This window comes from Phycisphaeraceae bacterium (assembly GCA_019636555.1).
Lineage (GTDB): Bacteria > Planctomycetota > Phycisphaerae > Phycisphaerales > UBA1924 > JAFEBO01.
This window is the reverse complement of the sequence record JAHBXH010000001.1, coordinates 23,125-43,571: the sequence shown is the minus strand read 5'-3', so window position 1 is coordinate 43,571 and position 20,447 is coordinate 23,125. Positions and strand designations below refer to the sequence as shown.

12 protein-coding genes are annotated in these 20,447 nt (G+C 63.3%); 7 read left to right on the top strand and 5 right to left on the bottom strand.

Features of this window, described 5'->3' with window-relative positions; all coding sequences use genetic code 11:
• Positions 1-39 precede the first annotated feature (39 nt).
• The 3 genes from ptsP (at position 40) to dxr (ending at position 6,212) form a co-directional block, all read left to right on the top strand.
• Complete coding sequence (gene ptsP, locus KF691_00140) at positions 40-1,875, top strand: phosphoenolpyruvate--protein phosphotransferase (GenBank protein ID MBX3387839.1); 1,836 nt, start codon at positions 40-42, stop codon at positions 1,873-1,875.
• A 398-nt stretch (positions 1,876-2,273) separates the two neighbouring features.
• Complete coding sequence (locus tag KF691_00135) at positions 2,274-4,949, top strand: Rne/Rng family ribonuclease (GenBank protein ID MBX3387838.1); 2,676 nt, start codon at positions 2,274-2,276, stop codon at positions 4,947-4,949.
• 24 nt (positions 4,950-4,973) lie between these two features.
• Positions 4,974-6,212, top strand: coding sequence for a 1-deoxy-D-xylulose-5-phosphate reductoisomerase (gene dxr, locus KF691_00130; protein MBX3387837.1), 1,239 nt, complete (start codon positions 4,974-4,976; stop codon positions 6,210-6,212).
• 9 nt (positions 6,213-6,221) lie between these two features.
• Here the strand turns inward: dxr and KF691_00125 are convergent, their stop codons facing one another.
• Positions 6,222-7,244, bottom strand: a complete 1,023-nt coding sequence (locus KF691_00125; protein ID MBX3387836.1) for a DUF1579 family protein — start codon at positions 7,242-7,244, stop codon at positions 6,222-6,224.
• 82 nt (positions 7,245-7,326) lie between these two features.
• Between KF691_00125 and KF691_00120 the strand changes: the two genes are divergently transcribed.
• Both KF691_00120 and KF691_00115 read left to right on the top strand, forming a co-directional pair.
• On the top strand, positions 7,327-8,262 hold the full coding sequence (locus tag KF691_00120; GenBank protein ID MBX3387835.1) for a helix-turn-helix domain-containing protein: 936 nt from the start codon (positions 7,327-7,329) through the stop codon (positions 8,260-8,262).
• A 79-nt stretch (positions 8,263-8,341) separates the two neighbouring features.
• The gene (locus KF691_00115; protein MBX3387834.1) at positions 8,342-10,120 is read left to right on the top strand and encodes a tetratricopeptide repeat protein; all 1,779 of its coding nucleotides are present in this window, start codon (positions 8,342-8,344) and stop codon (positions 10,118-10,120) included.
• Positions 10,121-10,266: 146 nt separating this feature from the next.
• Here KF691_00115 and KF691_00110 read toward each other — a convergent pair whose 3' ends face one another.
• Both KF691_00110 and KF691_00105 read right to left on the bottom strand, forming a co-directional pair.
• Positions 10,267-13,368 (bottom strand): zinc-dependent metalloprotease, encoded by a 3,102-nt coding sequence (locus KF691_00110; protein MBX3387833.1) that lies wholly within the window; start codon positions 13,366-13,368, stop codon positions 10,267-10,269.
• A gap of 104 nt (positions 13,369-13,472) precedes the next feature.
• Positions 13,473-14,468 (bottom strand): UbiA prenyltransferase family protein, encoded by a 996-nt coding sequence (locus tag KF691_00105; protein ID MBX3387832.1) that lies wholly within the window; start codon positions 14,466-14,468, stop codon positions 13,473-13,475.
• A gap of 206 nt (positions 14,469-14,674) precedes the next feature.
• Here KF691_00105 and KF691_00100 point away from each other — a divergent pair, with 206 nt between their 5' ends.
• Positions 14,675-16,132 carry a hypothetical protein gene (locus KF691_00100; GenBank protein MBX3387831.1) on the top strand — a complete coding sequence of 486 codons (1,458 nt, stop codon included), beginning with the start codon at positions 14,675-14,677 and terminating at the stop codon, positions 16,130-16,132.
• Between the two features lie 262 nt (positions 16,133-16,394).
• Positions 16,395-17,123: a DUF1559 domain-containing protein gene (locus KF691_00095; GenBank protein ID MBX3387830.1), complete on the top strand. Its 729-nt coding sequence runs from the start codon at positions 16,395-16,397 to the stop codon at positions 17,121-17,123.
• Between the two features lie 52 nt (positions 17,124-17,175).
• On the opposite strand, the gene KF691_00090 is transcribed toward KF691_00095, so the two are convergent.
• Together KF691_00090 and KF691_00085 are read right to left on the bottom strand one after the other, a co-directional pair.
• Entirely contained in the window at positions 17,176-18,378 is a 1,203-nt protein-coding gene (locus tag KF691_00090; protein ID MBX3387829.1) for a glycosyltransferase, read from the bottom strand.
• Positions 18,379-18,455: 77 nt separating this feature from the next.
• Positions 18,456-20,210: a hypothetical protein gene (locus KF691_00085; GenBank protein ID MBX3387828.1), complete on the bottom strand. Its 1,755-nt coding sequence runs from the start codon at positions 20,208-20,210 to the stop codon at positions 18,456-18,458.
• Between the last annotated feature and the right edge of the window lie 237 nt (positions 20,211-20,447).

Sequence of the window (20,447 nt, the reverse complement as noted above, 5' to 3'; positions counted from 1 at the left end):
TTTTCTTCCGCGGCTTTTCCTCGATAAACTCGCCCTCCCGTGACAGGCCATAGCAGCGACAAACCCGCTCCTTCGTCCGCGACCGACGCGAGCGCCGAGAGTGCGCCGGGCCCGAAAATGCAGATCATCAAGGGGATCGCGGTCTCGCCGGGGATCGCGATCGGCCACGTCGCGCTGCTGGGAGATGACCACCGGCGCATGCCGCGTCGGCTCATTGCGCCTGCCGCGGTCGAGCGCGAGCAGAAAAAGCTCGACGACGCGATCCATGCTTCGATCGAAGAGCTGACGGCGGTGCACGCGCGGGCCAAGGGCGAAATGGGCGATGAGGCGGCAAAGATCTTTCTCTTTCACGCCGGGATGCTGAAAGACAAGTCGCTCATCGGCCCGATGCGGAAGATGGTCGAGACCGAACGTGTCGGCGCGGAATACGCGGTCTGTCAGGTGCTCGGCCAACTGGCGGACAAGTTTCGTGCCGCGCCCGATTCGGTCTTCACGACGAAAGTCAATGACATCGATGATCTTGTCACGCGCCTGCTCAACCAATTGCTCGGTCGCGCGGAGAGCCGCCTCGCCAAACTGCCGCACAATTCGATCCTGCTCGCGCGCGATCTCACGCCTTCGCAGGCAGCGAGCTTCGATCGCAAGCGCGTGATCGGGTTCGCGACCGACCTGGGCGGGCGCACCGGTCACACGGCGATTGTTGCGCGGGCGCTCGGCATTCCCGCGGTGGTCGGCTGCCGCCAGATCACCGCCGCCGCAACCGACGGCGCGAGCATCATTCTCGATGGCGATCGCGGCATCATCATCCTGAATCCCGATGCCGAGCGGCTCGAGGAATATCACGGCCTCATCAAGCAGCGCGAAACTTTCCAGCTCTCGCTGGGCGAACTCCGCGATCTGCCGTCCGTAACAACGGATGGCCAGCGCATCGAACTCGTCGGAAACATCGAGTTCGCGGACGAGGCCGAGCATGTGCTCGAATTGGGCGGCGAGGGCGTGGGGCTCTACCGCACCGAGTTTCTCTACCTCACAAGCAAGCACGAGCCATCGGAAGAGGATCACTACAAGAGCTACGTCCGGTGCGTCGAACTGATGAAAGGAAAGCCGCTCACCATCCGCACGATGGACCTGGGCGCCGACAAGTACACGCAGGAACGTGCGGAACTCCCGGAGCGCAACCCGTTTCTCGGTTGCCGCTCGATCCGCTATTGCCTGAAGAACCAGCCGATGTTCAAGCGTCAGCTCCGGGCTCTGCTCCGGGCGAGCGCCAAGGGCCCGATCAAGATCATGTTCCCGCTCATCACGAGCACCGGCGAATTCCGCCAGTCGAAGTACATCGTGAACGACGTCATGGAGGATTTGGACGAAGAAGGGATCAAATTCGACCGAAATATGAAGGTCGGGATGATGGTCGAGGTCCCCTCGGCGGCACTGCTCGCCGAGACATTCGCCCGGGAAGTGGATTTTTTCTCGATCGGGACCAACGACCTGACGCAGTACACGCTCGCCGTGGATCGCACCAACGAAACGATCGCGGGCATGTACAACCCGGCTCATCCGGCGGTGATCCGGCTTATCCGAGACGTCGTCCGGGCCGCCCGGCGGCACGACACCCCGGTTTCCTGCTGCGGCGAATCGGCGGGCGACCCCGAATACGCTCTTCTGCTTGTGGGGATGGGCCTGCGTACCCTTAGCGTCTCCGCCGGGTCGATCCCGCAGCTCAAGCGGCTGATCCGTTCGGTGAGTTTGAAACAGTGCGAGCAGATCGCCCGACAGGCGCTCTCGTTCGATTCAGAGACCCAGATTTCCTCGTACCTGAGGGACCGGGCTCGCAAGATCGTGCCTGATTTGTTCGACGGGCGTACCGGCGAATAGGTCAGGCAAAAGACAATCGAGGGCTTGTCGGCGTCCAGCCGGGCAAGTCCGAACGACTCTGCATCGCTTCCCCCTCGGACTCTGCCGCTCACGCGGCGCAGCGGGGCGCGTGGAGCACAAGTCCGGATCGTCCGCCAGTGCGGCGGCATCCGGCGGATCGAAAGGGCGCGAGATGCGTCCGGGCCGGACCAGATTCCGGCTTCGGTCCAAACGGCCGGATGCCGGGCGCGATGCGTCCGTCGCCGTCCGTGCGAGGTGCGACGGGCGTGGCCCGTCGCCGGTGCGGTCTTCGGGCTTTCTCTGAAGCAATCACGACGCGCGAGCGCTCTATTGCCCGCGGCGATATCGCCGCGCACGGCGCTCCGGGTTCCTTGCCCGTCGCCAGTTCGGAGTTCGGAATGGTTCGTGAAAGCAAAGCCAAGTCAAAGACCCAGATGCTGATCAACTACGTGCCCGGCGAGGAATGCCGGATCGCGATCGTGGAAGACGGCAGACTCGAAGAGTTCACAAGCGAAAAGTTTGCGGCGCAGAGCCGCGTGGGCAACATCTACGTCGGCAAAGTCATCAATGTCGAGCCGGCAATCCAGGCGGCGTTCGTTGATTTCGGCGTGGGCGACAACGGGTTCTTGCACGTCAGCGATCTGCACCCGCGCTATTTCCCCGGCGAGAGCGACGACGCGACAGAGCAGGTCGGGCACAAGACGCCGCGCCGCGAGCGCCCGCCGATCCAGGCGGCGCTTCGCCGGGGCGACGAAGTCTTCGTGCAGGTCCTCAAAGAAGGCGTGGGCACCAAAGGCCCGACGCTCACGAGCTATCTGTCGATTCCCGGCCGCTTCCTCGTGATGATGCCGCAGATGGACAAGGTGGGGGTGTCGCGCAAGGTCGAGGACGAGGAGCAGCGCCGCAAGATGCGAGAGATCCTCGACCAACTCGATCTGCCCGAGGGATTCGGTTTCATCCTGCGCACCGCGGGCCTCGAGCGCACGAAGATGGAACTCAAGCGCGACCTCGCGTATCTCGTGCGCCTCTACAAGGACATGGAACGCCGGCGCGCCCAGGGCGATAAGCCGCGGCTTCTGTACGCCGAGAGCGATTTGCTCGTCCGTGCGCTCCGCGATCAGCTCACCACCGATATTGACGAGATCGTGATCGATAACGAGCAGGCGCTCCAGCGCGCCAGCCGCTTCCTCAAGATTGTCGCGCCTCGCACGAGCACGAAGTTGCTCCACTATCCCGGGCGCACGCCGATCTATCACGCTTTCGCGGTTGAAGAGCAGATCGCGCATATCCACGCGCGCGAGGTTCCGCTTCCTTCGGGCGGGCGGCTCGTCATCGACCAGACCGAAGCTTTGGTCGCGATCGACGTCAACAGCGGCAAGTCCCGCGAATCGCGCGATGCCGAGGAAAACGCCTACCAGACCAATCTTGAAGCGGTCGACGAGATCTGTCGCCAGTTGCGACTGCGCGATCAGGGCGGCATCGTCGTCAACGATCTGATCGACATGCGCTCGCTCTCGCACCGCAAGGAAATCGAGAGCCGTTTCCGCGAACGCCTCAAACGCGACCGCGCCCGCACCACGATTTCCACGATCTCGCAATTCGGCATTCTCGAAATGACCCGACAGCGCATGCGGGCCAGCTCCGAGAGCCTTCACTTCGCCGATTGCCCGACCTGCCGCGGACGCGGGCTTGTGCAAAAGCCGGAGAGCGTCGCGGGCGATGCGCTCCGCGAACTCGCGGCACTGCTCGACGTGGACAAAGTCGGGCGCGTCGAACTCGTGGTCAGCCCGCGCGTCGCGGGCGAGTTGCTCAGCGCCAAGCGCCACCTGCTCAGCCGCATCGAGCGCTCCAGCGGCAAGCGGGTCGATGTCCGCGTCAGCGAGGCCGTGCCCGTCGATCGTGTCACGTTCTACGCGTACGACACGCTCGGCGCCGACATCGATCTCACGCAGCCGCTTCCCCGCAAGCGCCCCGCGGAACTCATCGTCATCGAGGAACCGTCGATCGGAACCGACGACGGCGGATTCTCCTCCGATTCCGCGACCGAGCGCGACGAAACCCATGAGGCCGATGTCGCCGCCGGCGGGCCGACCGAAGAAGTCGTCGAACTCGGTGACGAACCGGTCCATCTTACCGATGAAGAGCTGGATCAACAGATCCGCTCCGACGCGCAGGAGGCCGCGGCGGCGACCGCCGAAGCCGAGTCGCAAGGTGGCGGGCGGCGTCGACGAGGAGGCAGGGGCCGTCGAGGTGGACGCGGACGCGACGACCGCGAGCAGAATCGCGGGAATCAGCGCGGCGGGCAAGGGCGCGACAAGAGCCGGCGAGATCATTCTTCCGGGCCGCAGCGCCAGCAGCCGCAAGCTGCGCACACCGAAAATGTGCGCGTACAGGATGTCCGGCGCATCGAGACCGAGCGCGGCGTGATCATCATGGGTGATCATGGTGACGAAGACGGTGTGACGCCGCCGAAGCAGGATCTCGGCGGGTCGCAAGAGGACCTGGTCGTCCAGATCGTCGAAGAGGACGTCGAGCAGCAACTGTCGAACACCGGCGATGAGCAGTTGCAGCCAGACGGGCAGCCCGGCGAGGGTCACGGCGGCCGCCGCCGTCGCCGTCGGCGTGGTCGCCGGGGCGGTCGCGGTCGCGATCAGCAAAGGCAGGACGGCCAACCCGCGAATCAGCCGAGCGACGAGCGAAACGTCGAGGCTGTGCAATCGGGCGATCGGCCGCGCGATGGAAACGCCGAACCCGCAGCAGCGGATGGAGCTGCGCAAGCAGGAAACGAAGGCGAGCAGCGCGGGGGGCGACGGCGCCGTCGAGGGCGCCGCGGACGCGGCCGAGGGGGACAGGGCGGAGGCCAGTCGCAACACGGCGGGCAAGCTCAGAATGCGGGCGACGGAGGCGGAAACTCGGGCGGCCGCGGCACGCGCGACTACTCGGGCTACAACGCCAACCAAAGCGGCCAGCCGGCCCAGGCTCCGACTCCCGCCGGGCCGAAGCCTCGGCTGCTCTACGGATCGCGCCGCAAGCTGACGCCCGCGGAACTGAACAAACGGCCCAAGCCGGAGTAATGCGGTAGAGTGCGAGGGTGAAGGGTGGCGGCGGGCCGTGATTCTGGCGTGAAGACTCGCATCCTCATCCTCGGCTCCACCGGCTCGATCGGGACGCAAACCCTCGAGGTCGTCGCGCACCTCAACGCGCTCCACGACAAGGGGCTGTTTCCCAAACATTTCGAGGTTGTGGGGCTTGCCGCGGGAAAAGGCGCAGCTCTGATCGCCGATCAGGCGGCGCGCTTCGGCGTGAAGCATCTCGCGCTCTCTGAGGGTAACGGCGATGCGCCGAACGGTGGATTCACAGGGCAGGATGCCGCGGAACGGCTCGTGCGTGAAATCGAGTGCGATGTTGTACTCGCGGCGATTGTCGGCAGCGCGGGCTTGCCGGCGACACTCGTCGCGGTCGAACTCGGGCGCGATGTTGCGCTCGCAAACAAAGAAACGCTTGTTGCCGCGGGCTCGCTCGTTGTTCCCGCGGCACACAAATCCGGCGCGAAACTGCTGCCCGTCGACAGTGAACACGCGGCGGTCTGGCAGTGCTTGCAATGCGGGCCGGATTGTGCGCGCGGTCCGATTTATCCGGCCCTCGCCCAGCCGCCCGCCTGCGTGAAGAAGGTCACTCTGACCGCGAGCGGCGGACCCTTTCGCACCTGGGAAAAGTCGCGCGTGCAGCGAGCGACCAAGGTCGAAGCGCTCAAGCACCCGACGTGGACGATGGGCGAGAAGGTGACGGTGGATAGCGCGAGCCTGATGAACAAGGCGCTCGAGATTATCGAGGCGCACTGGTTGTTCGCGCTGCCCGCCGAGAAAATCGACGCCGTCGTGCATCCGCAATCGATTGCGCATGCTCTCGTCGAATTCGATGATTCAAGCGTGATCACGCAGCTCGCCCACCCCGACATGCGCGGACCGATCCAGCAGGCGCTGGCATTCCCCGTGAGGGCACCTTCGCTCGTCAAGCCGCTCGACCTTGGCGAGTTGTCGACAGCGCTCCAGTTCGAGCCGCCGGACCGTGAAAAGTTTCCGCTCCTCGAGCTCGCGTACACCGTCATCCGCGCCGAGGGCACATCGGGAGCGATCTTCAATGCCGCCAACGAAGAAGCGGTGCTCGCGTTTCTCCGGGGCGAAATCCTCTTTGGCCGCATCGGGGAACTTGTGATCGAGGCGATGGAGTCGATCGCTCCATCGCCGATGCGGTCGCTCGGAGATGCGATCGAGTCCGACCGCAGCGCCCGCGACCGAGTGCTCGAATCTCTCCGGCGTGCGGTCGTTCGGGCCTGAACGAGCGGCTCACTTCTCCGGCCTTGGGACATGCTGATCGACGAGAATGGGATTCCCGTCGGGATCCATCAGCATCAGGCTCGCGGGGCCGGCGGTTGTTTCGTCGGCGGCAAGGGTGAGTTCCAATCCCTTCACCTTGAGCGACTTCTGGATCTCTCGAACATCATCGAATGCGGGCAGCGTCGCGCAGCTGCGGTCCCAGCCCGGATTGAACGTCAGCGTGTTCTTCGGAAGCATGCCCTGAAAGAGCCCGATCGTGCTCGTCGCATTCTGCATGATGAGCCAGTTCTGCGACTGATTTCCCCCGACTTTGCTGAAGCCGAGCTTTTCGTAGAACGCGCGCGATGCGCCGATGTCCTTGACCGCGAGGCTCACCGAAAAATTGCCCAAATCCATGCCAGCATCTCCTTCTTTGTTCTGCGACTTCCCGCTCATCCGCGTCAAGACCATCTCCGCGCCCTTGAATTCCGGTGAACCATCGAACGACATCCACGTTTCGATGATGCACTTGTCCGGTCCTTCGTGCCGGATGATGTCGCGCTCGGTCCCTTTGGCTCCCATCATCTCGTACGTGCCCGAGAGTTCGATCGTGCCGTCCGGTTTGGCCTTGCCGCGAACGTTGATCATCGTCGCGCTCGACGTTGCCATTCTCACCGCTTCATATTCGCCGGTGGACGCGTTGAAGCCCGTGTACGAAAGACTCGTCCACGGCTTGTTCCCCATCTCCGGGCCGAACGTGCCCTCGAATCGCTGCGAAAGAAAATGTCCACCGAGGTCCATCGAAGCATGAACAGTCGCCTTGCTCTTGATCGGGTCGGCGCCGGGCCGGAGCCAGAACGAGACTTCGGCGCTCCAGATCCCTTCGTCGGCCTTCAGCGTTTCGAGCGCTTTCGCAAGCGGCGAGGCGGGGGTAGCGGAGGTTGAGGGAGTCGTAACCGGCTTGGCCTCCGGTTCGGTCCGCGCAGACACGAGTCCCGCATTGAGCAGAATCGCAAGAGTTGCCGCTATTCCCGCACCGAATCGCGCCTTCATGGTTCCTCCAGCCTCGCTTTCTTCGCACACCCCACCGGTTGTTCATATCGTACAGGTCGCCTGCCGGAGGTCTTGACAGATCTTGCGAATCTCGAGCAAACGATCGCCCTCCACCCCCGCGGCATACCTCGAACGCGTGAATCTCGCGATCGATCACATCGTTTCGCATCTCGATCAGCCCGTTCGACTCAATCGGCTCGCGAAGATCGCGATGCTCTCGCCTTTTCACTTTCACCGAGTCTTCCAAGCCGTAATCGGCGAGACTCCTGCCGATTTCGCCAAGCGCCTGCGTCTCGAAAAGGCGCTCGGCCTCATGGCGCGATCCCACAAGGATTCGCTGACTTCGATCGCCTTCGCCTGCGGCTTCGCTTCATCTTCCGATTTCTCCCGCTCGTTCAAGCAGCGCTACGGCGTGCCCCCTCGAGCCTTCGATATTGATACCTGGCGCACCGCACACTCGAAGAAGCTGCACGAGAATGAAATGAGCGCCGGGCGGCTCATCGAGCGGCTTCCCTCGCGCGCAAATCCGGACGAATTCAAAGTACGCATCCGTGATCTGCCCGCCCGTACCGTCGCGTATATCCGAGTGGACAAGCCGTATCAGGGAGAGGGCGTTGTCCGTGCGATGAACGGGCTTATGGCTTGGGCCGAACGAAATCGACTCGCCGATAGCCAATGGCTCGGCTATCAGTGGGACAACCCCGAAGTCACCGCGCTCGAGAATTGCCGCTATCACGTCGCGGTGGAGATTCCGCCATCGCGTCTACGGGAACTCGCTCATCCGCGCGGCGAAATCGGCCGCTTCCGCTTTCCCGCGATGACTGTCGCGGAGATCGAGATCAAGGGCGATATCGCGCTCGAACTCCGCGCGCTGCACTGGCTGTACGGCTCATGGCTTCCCCGAAGCGGTTATGTGCCCGATGATCACCCGGGATTTGAGTCCTGGATCGGCAGGCCGTTCGTTCACGGCGCGACGTACTTCGAGATTCATATCCAGTTGCCGATCCGGCGATCCTGACTTGCCGACTCCGGGAATCACGGAGATCGCTTCGAACGACATAGCAAGGCACACAAAGTGCGCCGTACTCTCCGGCTGAATGTCGGCGCACGACCAAATCCGGCAGCACCTGTACCGAGGAGAATTTGCCGCGGCACGCCCGCTCCTCGAACGCGCCGCTCGCGCATCCAACGATCCCCAGTTGCTCATCACGCTCGCGAACGTGCTCCGAGCGCTCGGCGAAAAGGAGCCCGCGGCATATCAGGCCTCCCGAGCCCTTGCATCGGCGCTCCACACCCCAAGCGAGCCCCAGGTCCGCATCGTCGCCGCCGAACTCATACAGGAATGCGGCAAGCCGGACGAAGCGGCGCGGCATTTCCGCGACGGAATCGCTCGCTTCCCGCAGGCGCCCAATTTCCGCTCGGGCTTGATCAACGCGCTCCGCGCCGCCGGGAAATCGGGTGAGGCGGGAGACGAAGCGGTCTCGGCGCTCATGCTCTTTCCGAATGACTTGCTCTTGCTTCTTGTGGGGGCCGGCGCTCTCGGCGAGAGTTTGCGCCAAAGCGCGGCACGCGACGCACTGCTTCGGGCGATTCAACTCGCGCCCTTCGATCACCGCGTGCTCATCCCCGCCGCGACCATGCTGCATTATTGCGACGGCGTCGAGCCCAACGCATTGACCGATATCCACCGGCGCGCCGGAATAGCGCTCGTGCAGTCGGTGGGCGCATCCGATTGGAAGCCGCCAAGCCGCGATCCCGGCGCGGCACTCAGAATCGCCCTGGTTTCCAGCGATTTCCGCGATCACGCTGTGGCGCGCTTTCTCGAGCCGTGGCTGGTGAATCGCGAGCGCTCCGGTTCCGTACTGATCGGCGTCAGTTTGCTCGGCCCCCCGGACTCGACAACGGCGAGGCTCAAGAGCCTTTGCGACGAGTGGGTCGACGCCGCGGGAAAGCCGGATGAAGAAATCACCCGCCTCATTCGCACAGCACGCGCCGACATCGCGATCGACCTGTCGGGCCTGCACGTCACAGGGCGCCCGAGTGTCTTCGCGCGCCGGGTCGCTCCGATTCAGATGACATACCTCGGTTATGCCGGCACAACCGGAATTCCTTCGATGGACTGCCGAATCGTCGATGGCATCACCGATCCCCCCGGCGCGGAATCGCTCTCAACAGAGAAACTGATCCGTCTCGATGGCTGCTTTCTCTGCTTCTCGCCCGACGCGCGCACTCCCGAGATTCGCAGCACGGCCAAGCCCGGCGAAGTTGTCTTCTGCTCGTTCAACGCGCAGCAGAAGATCACGGATACAACGCTCGATCTCTGGTCGGGTGTGCTCCGCGCCGTGCCGCACGCCCGGCTTCTCCTCAAATCGCGCACGCTCGCCGACAAACGCACCCGCGAGATCCTGAACGCGGCCTTTGCTTCCCGGGGTATCGATCCGGGCCGCATCGAAGTCGCGCCCCATTCGCCCGACTACCGCGCTCATCTTGAAACGTACAACCGCGCCGACATCGCGCTCGACACATTCCCCTACAACGGCACGACCACGACCTGCGAAGCGCTCTCGATGGGCCTGCCCGTCGTCACACTCGCAGGCCACTCCCACGCCTCGCGCGTCGGGTCGAGCCTGCTGAATGCCGCCGGGCTTCGTGCGAATATCGCTGCGATGCCCGCCGAGTTCGTGCAGTTCGCGGCCGATCTCGCCTCTGGATGCGCCCAACTCGACTCCGCCGCACGCACGCGTGTCAAACAAACTCAGCGGCGTTCCTTCATTTCGTCCGCGCTCTGCGGCGCCCCCGCATTCGCCCATCGGATCAGCGGAGCAATCGCGGTGCGTGCCAGGCACCGCATTGATGCCCCGCGCGCCGCCATGTGACTCTCTTGCACTGGATTCGATTCGCCCAAAGCTCTGTGCTCTTTGTGTCCTCGGTGTTCTTTGTGGTGAATTCACCCATGCCACGAGCGCAAAAAAGAGCCCACGAACTGTTGTCCGTGGGCACAGAACTACTATCAAGATATTCTCTACCGGTTGTAGATATACGTCGAGTTCAGCACGCCCTTGATCCGCTCGCTCGCCTCGGTCAGATGCGAGAGCGTGTACGGATCAAGCCGTCCGCTCGCGCCCTTGCTCTCGAGGATGTTCTTGATCTTGTCCTGGATCGTGCGCAACTGATACAGCGCAAGGTTGCTGATCGGCTTGCTCGCCTCCCCGAAGAACGCGTTCGGCTCGCTCAGAAAGATCAGGAACTCGAGGTGCTGCCTTTGCAGATTCCGCCGCAGGCTCGACGCCATCGGCAGCCGCGCCGTGTACTGCTGCCCCGGCGCCTTGTCGATCTCGGTCCACACGCTCTTGCTCACTGTGTCCATCAGCTCCGGCAGCGTGAGCACATCCTGCGTTCCCGGCGAGCGCATCTCGCTGTCGAAGACCCGCCTGAGCGTCGTCGGGTTCATGACCAGCACGAGCGCGGTCGTCTGGATCCCGGCGATGCGGTCGTGGATCGGGTACGCCGGATCCTCGATCGCTTCGCTGAATCCGCCCTGATCGAACCAGCGCGCGTTGGTCATTTTCGCGAGCAGTTCGGGCGAGAGGTCCCACGCCGCGTCGTTGAATGTGTTGTCGATCACCCACTTGAGCGCCGCGCGCTGCCGGTCGGTCGGGAACGGTGTGATCGGATCTCTGGCGTCCGGGTCGCCCTTCTTGCTGTATGAAACACTCGAGCCGCCAACTTGCCTCGCCATCATCGCGACCGCCCGAGTCTGGAACGCGAGCGTGAGGTTGTAACCCCTTCTCGCTTTCGCCCAGCTATCTCCCTCTTTCACGAAGTGGTCGAGCAGGCGTGAGCGGTGGTACCGCGCAAGGTCCATCAGGTTGTTGGCGTAGTCGATCGGATTCGCCGTGAAGTCGTACTGACGAACCAGCGGATCCGGTCCTTGCAGGTCCCAGTCGGTCCCGTACGCGAGTTCCGGCTCGTTGCAGCGCGCCAGCACTTTCTTGGGGTCATCAAATCCGTATCCGTATTCGATCGCCCAATAGTCGTACGGCCCGTTGTCCACCTGCGCGTAATCGCCCAGTTCCTGCGGCTTTTCCGGTCCGCCCAGCGGGCTCGCGTTCCCCCCCGCCCCGCCGGCGCTTCCGGCGGCGGCAATATCCCCCTTCTTTCCGTCAGGCTTGCCTTCCGAATCGTTCTCCGGCTTGCCATCACCATCCTTCTTCCCTTCCGCCGCCTTTTTCGCCTGCGCTTCCTTCCTGAGGTATTCCTCCAGTCGCTTGGCATCGGGAACGTTCATGTTGATCGGCACATAGTCCATCACCGATCCGCTGAAGCTCTTCTTGCCCTTCACGTCCGCGCTGTTCACCTGCGCCAGCGTGTAGATGCTCGAGCCCTTGAAATTGTGCCGCAATCCCAGCGTGTGTCCGCACTCGTGCGAGACGAGATCCACCAGCAGCGGACCGATGAACCATTCCGGCACGCCGTCCAGCATGTTCACGCTCGCGCCGCCCGCATCGGCAACTCCCGTCACGCCGTTGTTGCTCGCGCTCAGACCGACGATGTCGAGATGCATCCGCATCATCGCCATGTCGAATCCCTTGCCCATCGCCGCCGAGCAGAGCGCGCTCGACAGGTTCAGCTGCTGCTGAAGCATCTCCGGATTCGCCGCGAGCTCGGCCGTCGTCGGCACGGGCATCCCGCCGAAACCGAGCACGCCCCGGCGCGCCGCCGCTTGCGGATCGGCACGTTCCATCTTCAGCCGCTCGATGACCGCCTCGCGCTGCCCCGGATCGGCCATCCGAACCCGCGGATCAATCTGCGGGTGCTCATCGAGCCAGTCGATCGTCTCCTGCGTCATCCCCTGCATCGCGATCTCCGGCAGAATCTCGCTGTAGTTCTGCGCGAAATACCGGATCCACCCGTCGGTCAGGATGATGTCCGCATCCAGGATCTGCCCCGTCAGCGGGTGCACGCGGCTCGGACCGATCGCCGTCCCGATGTCGTTGCTCACCCAGCGCACGAAGTTGTATCGCACATCCTCCGGGTCCTTGTCCATGTGCGCGCCGCTCGCGGCATCCTGCTGATACACCTGGATCGCGTCCGCGATCCCGATCTTCTCAAACGCCTTGTTCCAGCGCAGCACACCCTCGCGCACATACCGGCGATAGCGCACCGGCGTCGTGTGCTCGATGTAGAAAACGATCGGCTCCTTCGGCGGACTGATCTTCAGACGCGGATCGGCCTTCTCGAGATTCCACCGGTTGATGTAACGAACCCACTTGTCCTGCTCGGTGAACTTGCCAAGGTCGCGATACACCGTCGTGAAATATCCGATGCGCTCGTCCGCAATCCGCGGCGTATAGCCCGTGCTGTCCGGAATGCGGCTGATCGAATAGTGGAATTCCTGCATTCTGCCGCCCGCCGTCGGCATCTCGTAGCTGATCTCGATGTTTTCCGGGAAAGCCTTCGCGCTCTTCAGTCCTGCCAGCCGCGCGTTCGCGCCCGAAAGGCCGGAGCCGAGGAACCCGCCCACGCCGCCTCCCGCGGCAAACATTTCTTTGACCTTTCCTGCGAGCATGTCTTTCAGATCAATCACCGGCTGACCGCCCGGCCCCATCGCGACGATCGGCACATCGATCAGCACGCGATCGGTGAACACCTGCTTCACGCCCGCCTTGCTCTCGGCGTCGCCGGTCGAGCGGTTGCCCGTCTCGGGTGCAACCAGCATCATCCGATTATCGAGCCGCTTCCAATACACATAGAGCTGCCCCGACTGCAACCCCGCGAACGTCTCACCGGTCGCGATCGTCATCGCGATGAAGTGCTTCTGACCCGCCCAGCCCGGGGGCAATTCCGCCAGCAGCCCGCCGTCCTTTTCTTTCATCCACAGCGTGTACAGACTCGCCTTGCCGTCCGCCGTGCTGATGACTTTCTCGTAGCCCTTCGAAACTTCCTCGAAAGGCTTCAGGCCCGAATCGTCCTTGGGCTTGGCCGGAGCCTCCGCGCCCTGGGCTCCCGGCGCATTCGCCGGCGGGCCCGCCTGAGCAAGAGCTCTCGAATCAACTGCCAGAATCGAACCCGCCGCAAGACAAAGCGCCAGCGCAAACAACCGTGATGTATCAGAACGAAGCATCGATGGCTCCTGTGAAGAGATCGGGAAAAGGAATGAGACGCCCCGCCCGGGGTCTCCATTCTTGCAGGTCTTTCTTGTATGGTCCGCCGCTGCCGAGAGTTGCGTTAACCCGCCGGATTCGGCGGCGGCATCCCTACCCAATGCCAATGGCGAGCCAGCATCAGTCCCAGCGTCATCAGCCCAAACACCGCCGCCCCGAGCTGAAACGGCCGGTCCTTTGAAGCCAGCAGCGTCGGGTCGTCGTACGTCCCCCGCTCGAGCAGCACGATCGCCCGCAGCATCGCATACGTCGCGGGCAGCACCGTCAACCACAGCAAATTGAACCCCAGCATGTACTTCACATCCTGGCTCTGCACGTATATCGCATACGTCATCAGCGTCACGACCGCAGTAACGACCACCGCCTGCCGCAGCAGATCATCCGTGTATCCGGCCTGCACGCCCCTGGCCGCCGCGGCACCTTCACTCCCCAAACTCCGCCTTTCTCCAAGTCGCTTCCCAAACGCCAGAAACATCGCGAGAAAAAACGTGGTATTCAAGAGCCAGGTGGTGGGGGTCACAGACACCGCGGCACATCCCGCGAGCACCCGCAGCACAAACCCGAGCGAGAGGCTGATCACGTCCGCGATGACGATGTGCTTCAGGATCGCCGAATACGCCGTCACATTGAGCACATACACGCCGATGATCGCCGTTGTCCAGATTGCCGCCGTGCCGCCCATCAGAAGAATCGCGAGCGCGGTTGCGACGACCAATCCGAGCGCAATCCCGATCGCGGCGCCCACGCTCACCCGGCCCGACGCGATCGGCCGATTTCGCTTTCTCGGATGGTTTCGGTCCGCCGGCGCATCGAGGATGTCGTTGACGATGTAGCAGGCGCTGCTCGCCAGCGAAAACGCGATGACCGCGAGGACCAGCGCCGCCCAACCGGCCCGTGAACTCGAAGGGTCCCAATCGTGGTTCGCGTATCCGTACGCCGGGCCGATCAACAGGAACACGCTCTTGGCCCATTGGACCGGCCGAAGCAGGCGCACGTAATCCGCCGCGCCGCCCGCACGCGATTGAGACTCCTCGTCCAATCTGATCTCGCTCACATTCATGCAAGCCCTAATGCCAGAATCTCAATTCCATTCTCGTCAGATTCCGCAATCCGCAATCCGCAATCGCAGATCCCACATCCCACATCCGCCATGTCCTACGACCTTATCGGCTCCCCGGATCGCCCACATGCGGTTCTTGCGCGTTCGGCGTGCCGATCAACCGATTACTTCGATAGCATCTGTCCGGCCAATTCGGCGCGTTTTCCATGGATCAGACGACCGGATTTTCAACTGGGCGATACCGGCGGAGCATCTTCGCCGCGACATTGCTCGCGCCGCTTGCGTTTCTCGCCCTTGCGCTGCCGCTCATCCTGATGGGCTTGAACCGGGGACGCGGCGCGTCCGACTCCCTCAACTATCACGAAAAAGCGATCCGCGCGTTCGCGGAACAGCTCCCGCACCCCGATCTCGGCGACTACCTCTCCGCGACGACTCCCGGCTATCACCTGGTCCTCAGCCTCGTTGCACGTTATATCTGCGACCAGCGCCTGTGCCTTCAGCTCGCGTCTGCCGCGATCAGCGCAATCCTCATCGCCACACTCGCGTCCGCCTGCGCCTGGCGCATGCGCCGCGCAATGTCTCCCTTCGGCGTGCTCGCGGTGTGTCTGCCCTTCATCTGTTCCATCTACACGCTTAGTTCCGGAGTTTGGCTGCTTCCCGACAACGCCGCTTGGCTCGGTCTGCTCTGCGTGCTGTTGCTCGCACTCCGACGCAGCCAGAACTTCGGGACTTGGATCGTCGCCGGCGCACTGCTCGTCGTGCTCGTCTTCACGCGCCAGATTCACCTTTGGGCCGCGGGCATCATCTGGCTCGGTGCCTGGCTCGGCGCCGGCGCCGCTCGTTCCGAGTCTCCTCTCTTTAGTCGTCACGACATCGGCGGACGCACCGTACCTCGCATCACCCGCGCTCTCATCGCGTTTCTCCTCACGCTTCCCGCGTTCGTCGTTCTCTACGCCTTCTACAAACTCTGGGGCGGGCTCACCCCGCCTTCATTCAAGCCCATGCACGGCGCGAGCGTCCAATGGGCGGGGCCTGCGTTCGATCTATCGCTTCTTGCGATCGCGGGCGTCTTCTACTTTGAATTCTGGAGAGCAGCACTCACCAAGCTCGCCAAGGAACAGCTCGTCCTGCTGGTGGCCGCCGCAGCCGGCGGACTTGTCATCGCGATCATCCCGGCGACGACGGAGAATCCCGCCGCGGGCCGCGTCACAGGGATCTTCCACGCCGTCAAGGTCCTCCCCGTCATCGCCGGGCACACTTCCGTCCTCATCGCACCGCTCGCGGCACTCGGCGCGGTCGTTCTCTTTTCTTTTCTCCGGGCGATGAACCCGCGTGCCCGCTGGATCATGCTGGGCGCGTTCGGCGGCTTCACGATCGCCAACAGCGTCAACCCGCAACTCTGGCAGCGCTATCACGAGCCGTTCATTCTCATCTGGATCATTCTCGCTTGCTCCCTCGCCGTCTGGGGAGGGAGTGCCGCTCGACCCGGTCGGCTTTCGTATCTCGGCCCGCTCGCGCTCGCGGCACTTCTCGCCGCCGTTTCCGCCCGAGGACTCCTCTACGAACGAGAAGCCACCGACGGCGGTTTCACCCCCGGCAATGTCGAGCCCGCGGCACTCCAATCGCTGCTCGTGCCTTGCACCGCCATCTCGCCCAAAGCTTGAGACCGTCGCGTGCTGCTCATCACCAGCTCACGCGACGCCGGTTTCGGTGCGAATGAAACACTTTCACGCTTTCTGAAACGCGCCTCGATCGCGCGTGTTTCATGAATCCGCGCGCAGATGAAACGAAATCTGCACCGCGCGCCTTCAACTCCTGTTCCGATTTCGCAATCTCTCCGGTACCCTCGCCGATACACATTCCGGGCTTCTTTCCGTCTCTCTGTGTCTCTGTGCCTCCGTGGTGAACTGCCTGTGCGAGGTCTCCATGCGTATCCGCCGCGCCTTCACGCTGATCGAACTCCTCATCGTCATCGCGATCATCGCCACGCTCATCGGAATACTTCTCCCCGCGCTCGCCGGCGCCCGCGAGTCCGCCCGCACCACCAAGTGCATGGCAAACCTCAAGAGCATCGGCACCTCGCTCACGCTCTACGCCGACAACAACCGCGGCACATTCCCTTACTGGTCGGCCTGGCATTACTGGGGCGTCGCCGGCACGCCCGACGACGGCAAGAACGGTGACGATCCCGGTCCCGGATGGACGGAGCAGCTCCTTCCCTTCTCCGGCAACAACGACGTCTATTCGGACCCCGCTCGCCCGAAGGACCTTGCGCCGTTCTGCTATTTCCTGCAGGCCCGTTACACCTCCGCCCTCTACAACAAGGCGATGTACACGAGCCTCAGCGAATCGCAGGTGCAGTTCACCTCGCAGTTTGTGTTCGTCGGCGACAGCAACCAGATGAACCTCTACGCCAAGCCCTACGGCAATTCCAACCTGCAGCCCGATTGCGATCCCGACGACGCGAACCAGCCCGTTGTGTTTTTCAGCGGCCAGCGACTCGCGCACGGCATCAGGCGTCCGGAGCAGCAGAACGGCAAAACCAACCTGCTATTTATGGATGTGCACGCGGGAACATTCGATGACTACGACCCGACGAAGATGACGTGGAGAGGGCGGGAGTTCACCAACTGGCAGGATGCGCGAAAGGACTAGAGACACCCTTGTCACCAAATTGAATGGTGCGTCACAAGTCGCACATCCGACATCAGCACTTCTGATACGCCTCGACCAGCGCTTCAGCCACCTTCTCCCACGTAAACCGTTCTTCGACGAGCTTCCTGCCGCGCTCGCCCATCGCGCGCCGCATTGCTTCATCGCGCAGCACCTTCTCGAGCGCATCCGCAAGCCTTGCCGCGCTGCGCTCGACTACCAGCCCGGCGCCTTCTTCCGCCGCTTCCGGCAGGTGACACTCCGGGCTGATCACCACGCATGCGCGGCACGCCATCGCCTCCGCGATCGCGACGCTGAACGCCTCGTGCCCGCTCGGCAGGCAAAAACACGCGCAGTCCACCATCGCCTCGTACTTCCCGCGCCCGAAAATCGGCCCTGTCAAGTGCACGCGGTCCGCAATCCCCAGCCGCGCCGCCTGTTCCCGAATCGGCGCTTCCATTCCAAAGTCAGGCCCGATGATGACAAGACGCCCATTCGGCACACGCTTGAGTGTCGCGGCGAACGCATCCACCAAAATATCGAGCCCCTTGATCGGATGCAGCCGCGAAAGAAACAGGACGAAGGGCTCAGAAACCCCCTCCCGGAGGGAGGGGGTAGGGGGTGGGCAGTTCAATTCTCCATTGAGCGAGAAGTATTTTGAATTCAGCGCACTTCGAAATTCTCCTGCCTCCGGCAGCGGATCAATCTCCTCTAGAAACACACCGTTCGGCACGACCACCACCGGCCCGCGAAACCCAAAAACCTCCATCTCCTCGCGCTCGAAACTCGAGAGCGCGTGCACCATCGACACTTTGTCGATCGCGCGCCGGTACAGGAGCCTCATCGCGATCGCTTTCTTCAGCCGCTTTTCCGACAGCGCCCAGCGCGTCAATATCCCGTGAGGCGAGAGCACAACCGGCTTTTTCTGCCGCCGCGCCTCGTTCACCGCATGAATCAGGATCGGGTCCCAGATGTTGTGTACATGCACGACGTCATGCCGCGCGATCAATTCGCGCAGCCGCGGCCGTGAATCCCGGCCCGATACTTTTGCCGCGACCGAGCTCGGCGCGATCCGCTCGATCTTCACCCGCGCCGATCCCGCGATCGGCGGCAGTTCCGTCTCTTTCCCCGCGCTCGCCCGCGTCAGAATCGTCACCTCGTGCCCGAGCCCCGACTGCGCCGAAGCGACTCTTGTCGTCACCATCGTCGGACCGCCCTGGTCCGCCGCGAGCGAGTATGTCACGTGCAAAATCCGCATCCGCGTTCCTCTATCGGCAATCCAAGAAAAAGCCCGGGCAGTTGCCCGGGCTTCGAGAGTAACACCACCGGCGCTTCCTACTCGGTCGGAACTCCCGCAACCGCAGTTTCCGGCAGCTTGACCTTCGGGTCCTTGATCACGCCATCAACGTTCTGCCGCTGCTTTGCGCGGGCGAGCGCCTGCGAAATTTCCTGATACGTGAACGGCGCCCCCTTCCCCCATTTTCCTCCGCGGAAAGTCCGCACGAATCTCGGGTCGATCCCCGCGAGCGCCGCTTTCGCTTCGTCCGCGCTGATCGGCGCCGAATCGGTTGCGCTGCCTGTCGCGCCACTGCCGACGCCGACAAACGACACTCCCGATGGGCCGCTTGAAACGCTGCCGCCGCCGCCCCCGCCTCCCAAATCGAGCCCCGATCCTGAACCCGAGCCCGAACCTCCTCCCGAGCTGCCTCCCCCTCCGCCCGAATCGCCGCCGCCACCGGAACTTCCCGAAGAGGCCGCTCCGCTTGAACTCGACGAAGAGGAAGAGCCGCCTTCTGAGCTTCCCGAGCCGCCGACAAATTCGGTGGGATCTTGACTCGAGTTACCGGTTCCGCCGAACGGATCGGGGCCGCCCGAACCGGTTCCCGGGTCCGGGCCTCCACCTGGTGAAGTACCAGGATCCGTGCCGCTTCCAGGGGAAGTGCCCGGATCGGTGCCCCCGCCGGGCGACGTCCCGGGATCAGGACCGGTACCCGGAGAGGTGCCCGGGTCTGTGCCGCCACCCGGCGAAGTGCCCGGATTCGTTCCACCGGTTCCGCCCGGTCCGCCGGTGCTGCCGTTCGAAAGGTTTGCCGCAAGCACGGGGCGCGCGGCACTGTCGTAGTAATTCTGCCACTGCGTGACTTCGGTGTCGGTGTAGAAAAAGTCCCAGAGGATGATGCCCTTTGCTCCGGCCTGGCGCGGCAGCCGGATGCAAAGGTCGAGGCTCTCGGGCGACATGAACTGCCGCGAGAAGTAAGACGACGGGTGATAGCGGAATTGCATGAACGGATAGACCGGCTTGCCGCGCCCCGCGGTCACCGCTTCGCCGACGATTCCGAGGATGTGATTGGAAGGTCCCTGCGCATCGATCTGCCCGGGTCCGGGCGGATTGCCGACCGAATACGACTGATAGATCGTGGGACAAATGACATCGACAAGGTTGTAGTACCACGCGAGATCGACCTGGTTGATCTCCTTGTAGCGAGCAAGATTAACGCCAGATTGCGTTCCGCCGTTGAAAATCCAGTACGTACCGAACGGAATCGCATAAACGCTGATGCGCGCCTGGGGGCGGAGCTGGCGGCAGAGCCCGATCGTGAACTCATAGTACTTTCGCACTTCGGCGAGGTACGCATCCTTGATGATCCGGTCGTACTCCGAAGTCAGATGACCCGCGAGCAGATCGAGGCGCTGCGTCTTGACGTACGAGCTCCAAGCTGTCTGGACATTCGGCGCCGTCCACTCCCAGTTCGGCCACCAATACTCATAGTCAAGGACGATGATGCCGGAGAAGTTCTTGTCGGGAATGGATTCGTTGAGGTCGCTCGTGAACTTCGAAAGGTGTTTGGTGTAGAAAGACGGATCACCCGCGATCGAGTGCGGGCCTTCGGTCGGGTGCAGTCCGTACTGCCCGCCGATGATGTCGTTCGCGATCGAGAGCCCGCGCATGTCGAGCGTGCCCGAGTTTCGGCTCTGGATCGCCAAGTGCCCCTCATACACGGTGCCTAGCTGCGCCCGCGCGAGCGATCCCAAGCAGAGCGCGAGCACCGCGGCGTGCGCGAGTGCGCGACGAAAAATCGGTTGGGACATAACGAAAGCCTCTCCTCTCGCCGCGCGGCCCCCGCCCAGGGTGTCGGCTCTTCCTATATCGACAATCGATCGGCGCCGATGCCCTGCCATCGATTCTGGAAAACGGAACAATCGGCCTCGCCGCCGGAAGCACTCGCGCGAACGGGATAGACCGAAGCCCGAGAAGTGACGGCGCGATACGGCCCATAAACAAAGAGCCCGCGCCGGGCGCGGGCTGCTGGGAATCTCGCTTTGGAA

Coding starts and splice junctions, on each gene's coding strand:
- KF691_00135 (MBX3387838.1), top strand. CDS start 2,274: ATGGTTCGTGAAAGCAAAGCCAAGTCAAAGACCCAGATGCTGATCAAC.
- KF691_00110 (MBX3387833.1), bottom strand. CDS start 13,368: ATGCTTCGTTCTGATACATCACGGTTGTTTGCGCTGGCGCTTTGTCTT.
- KF691_00095 (MBX3387830.1), top strand. CDS start 16,395: ATGCGTATCCGCCGCGCCTTCACGCTGATCGAACTCCTCATCGTCATC.
- KF691_00100 (MBX3387831.1), top strand. CDS start 14,675: ATGGATCAGACGACCGGATTTTCAACTGGGCGATACCGGCGGAGCATC.
- KF691_00105 (MBX3387832.1), bottom strand. CDS start 14,468: ATGAATGTGAGCGAGATCAGATTGGACGAGGAGTCTCAATCGCGTGCG.
- KF691_00125 (MBX3387836.1), bottom strand. CDS start 7,244: ATGAAGGCGCGATTCGGTGCGGGAATAGCGGCAACTCTTGCGATTCTG.
- KF691_00115 (MBX3387834.1), top strand. CDS start 8,342: ATGTCGGCGCACGACCAAATCCGGCAGCACCTGTACCGAGGAGAATTT.
- KF691_00090 (MBX3387829.1), bottom strand. CDS start 18,378: ATGCGGATTTTGCACGTGACATACTCGCTCGCGGCGGACCAGGGCGGT.
- KF691_00085 (MBX3387828.1), bottom strand. CDS start 20,210: ATGTCCCAACCGATTTTTCGTCGCGCACTCGCGCACGCCGCGGTGCTC.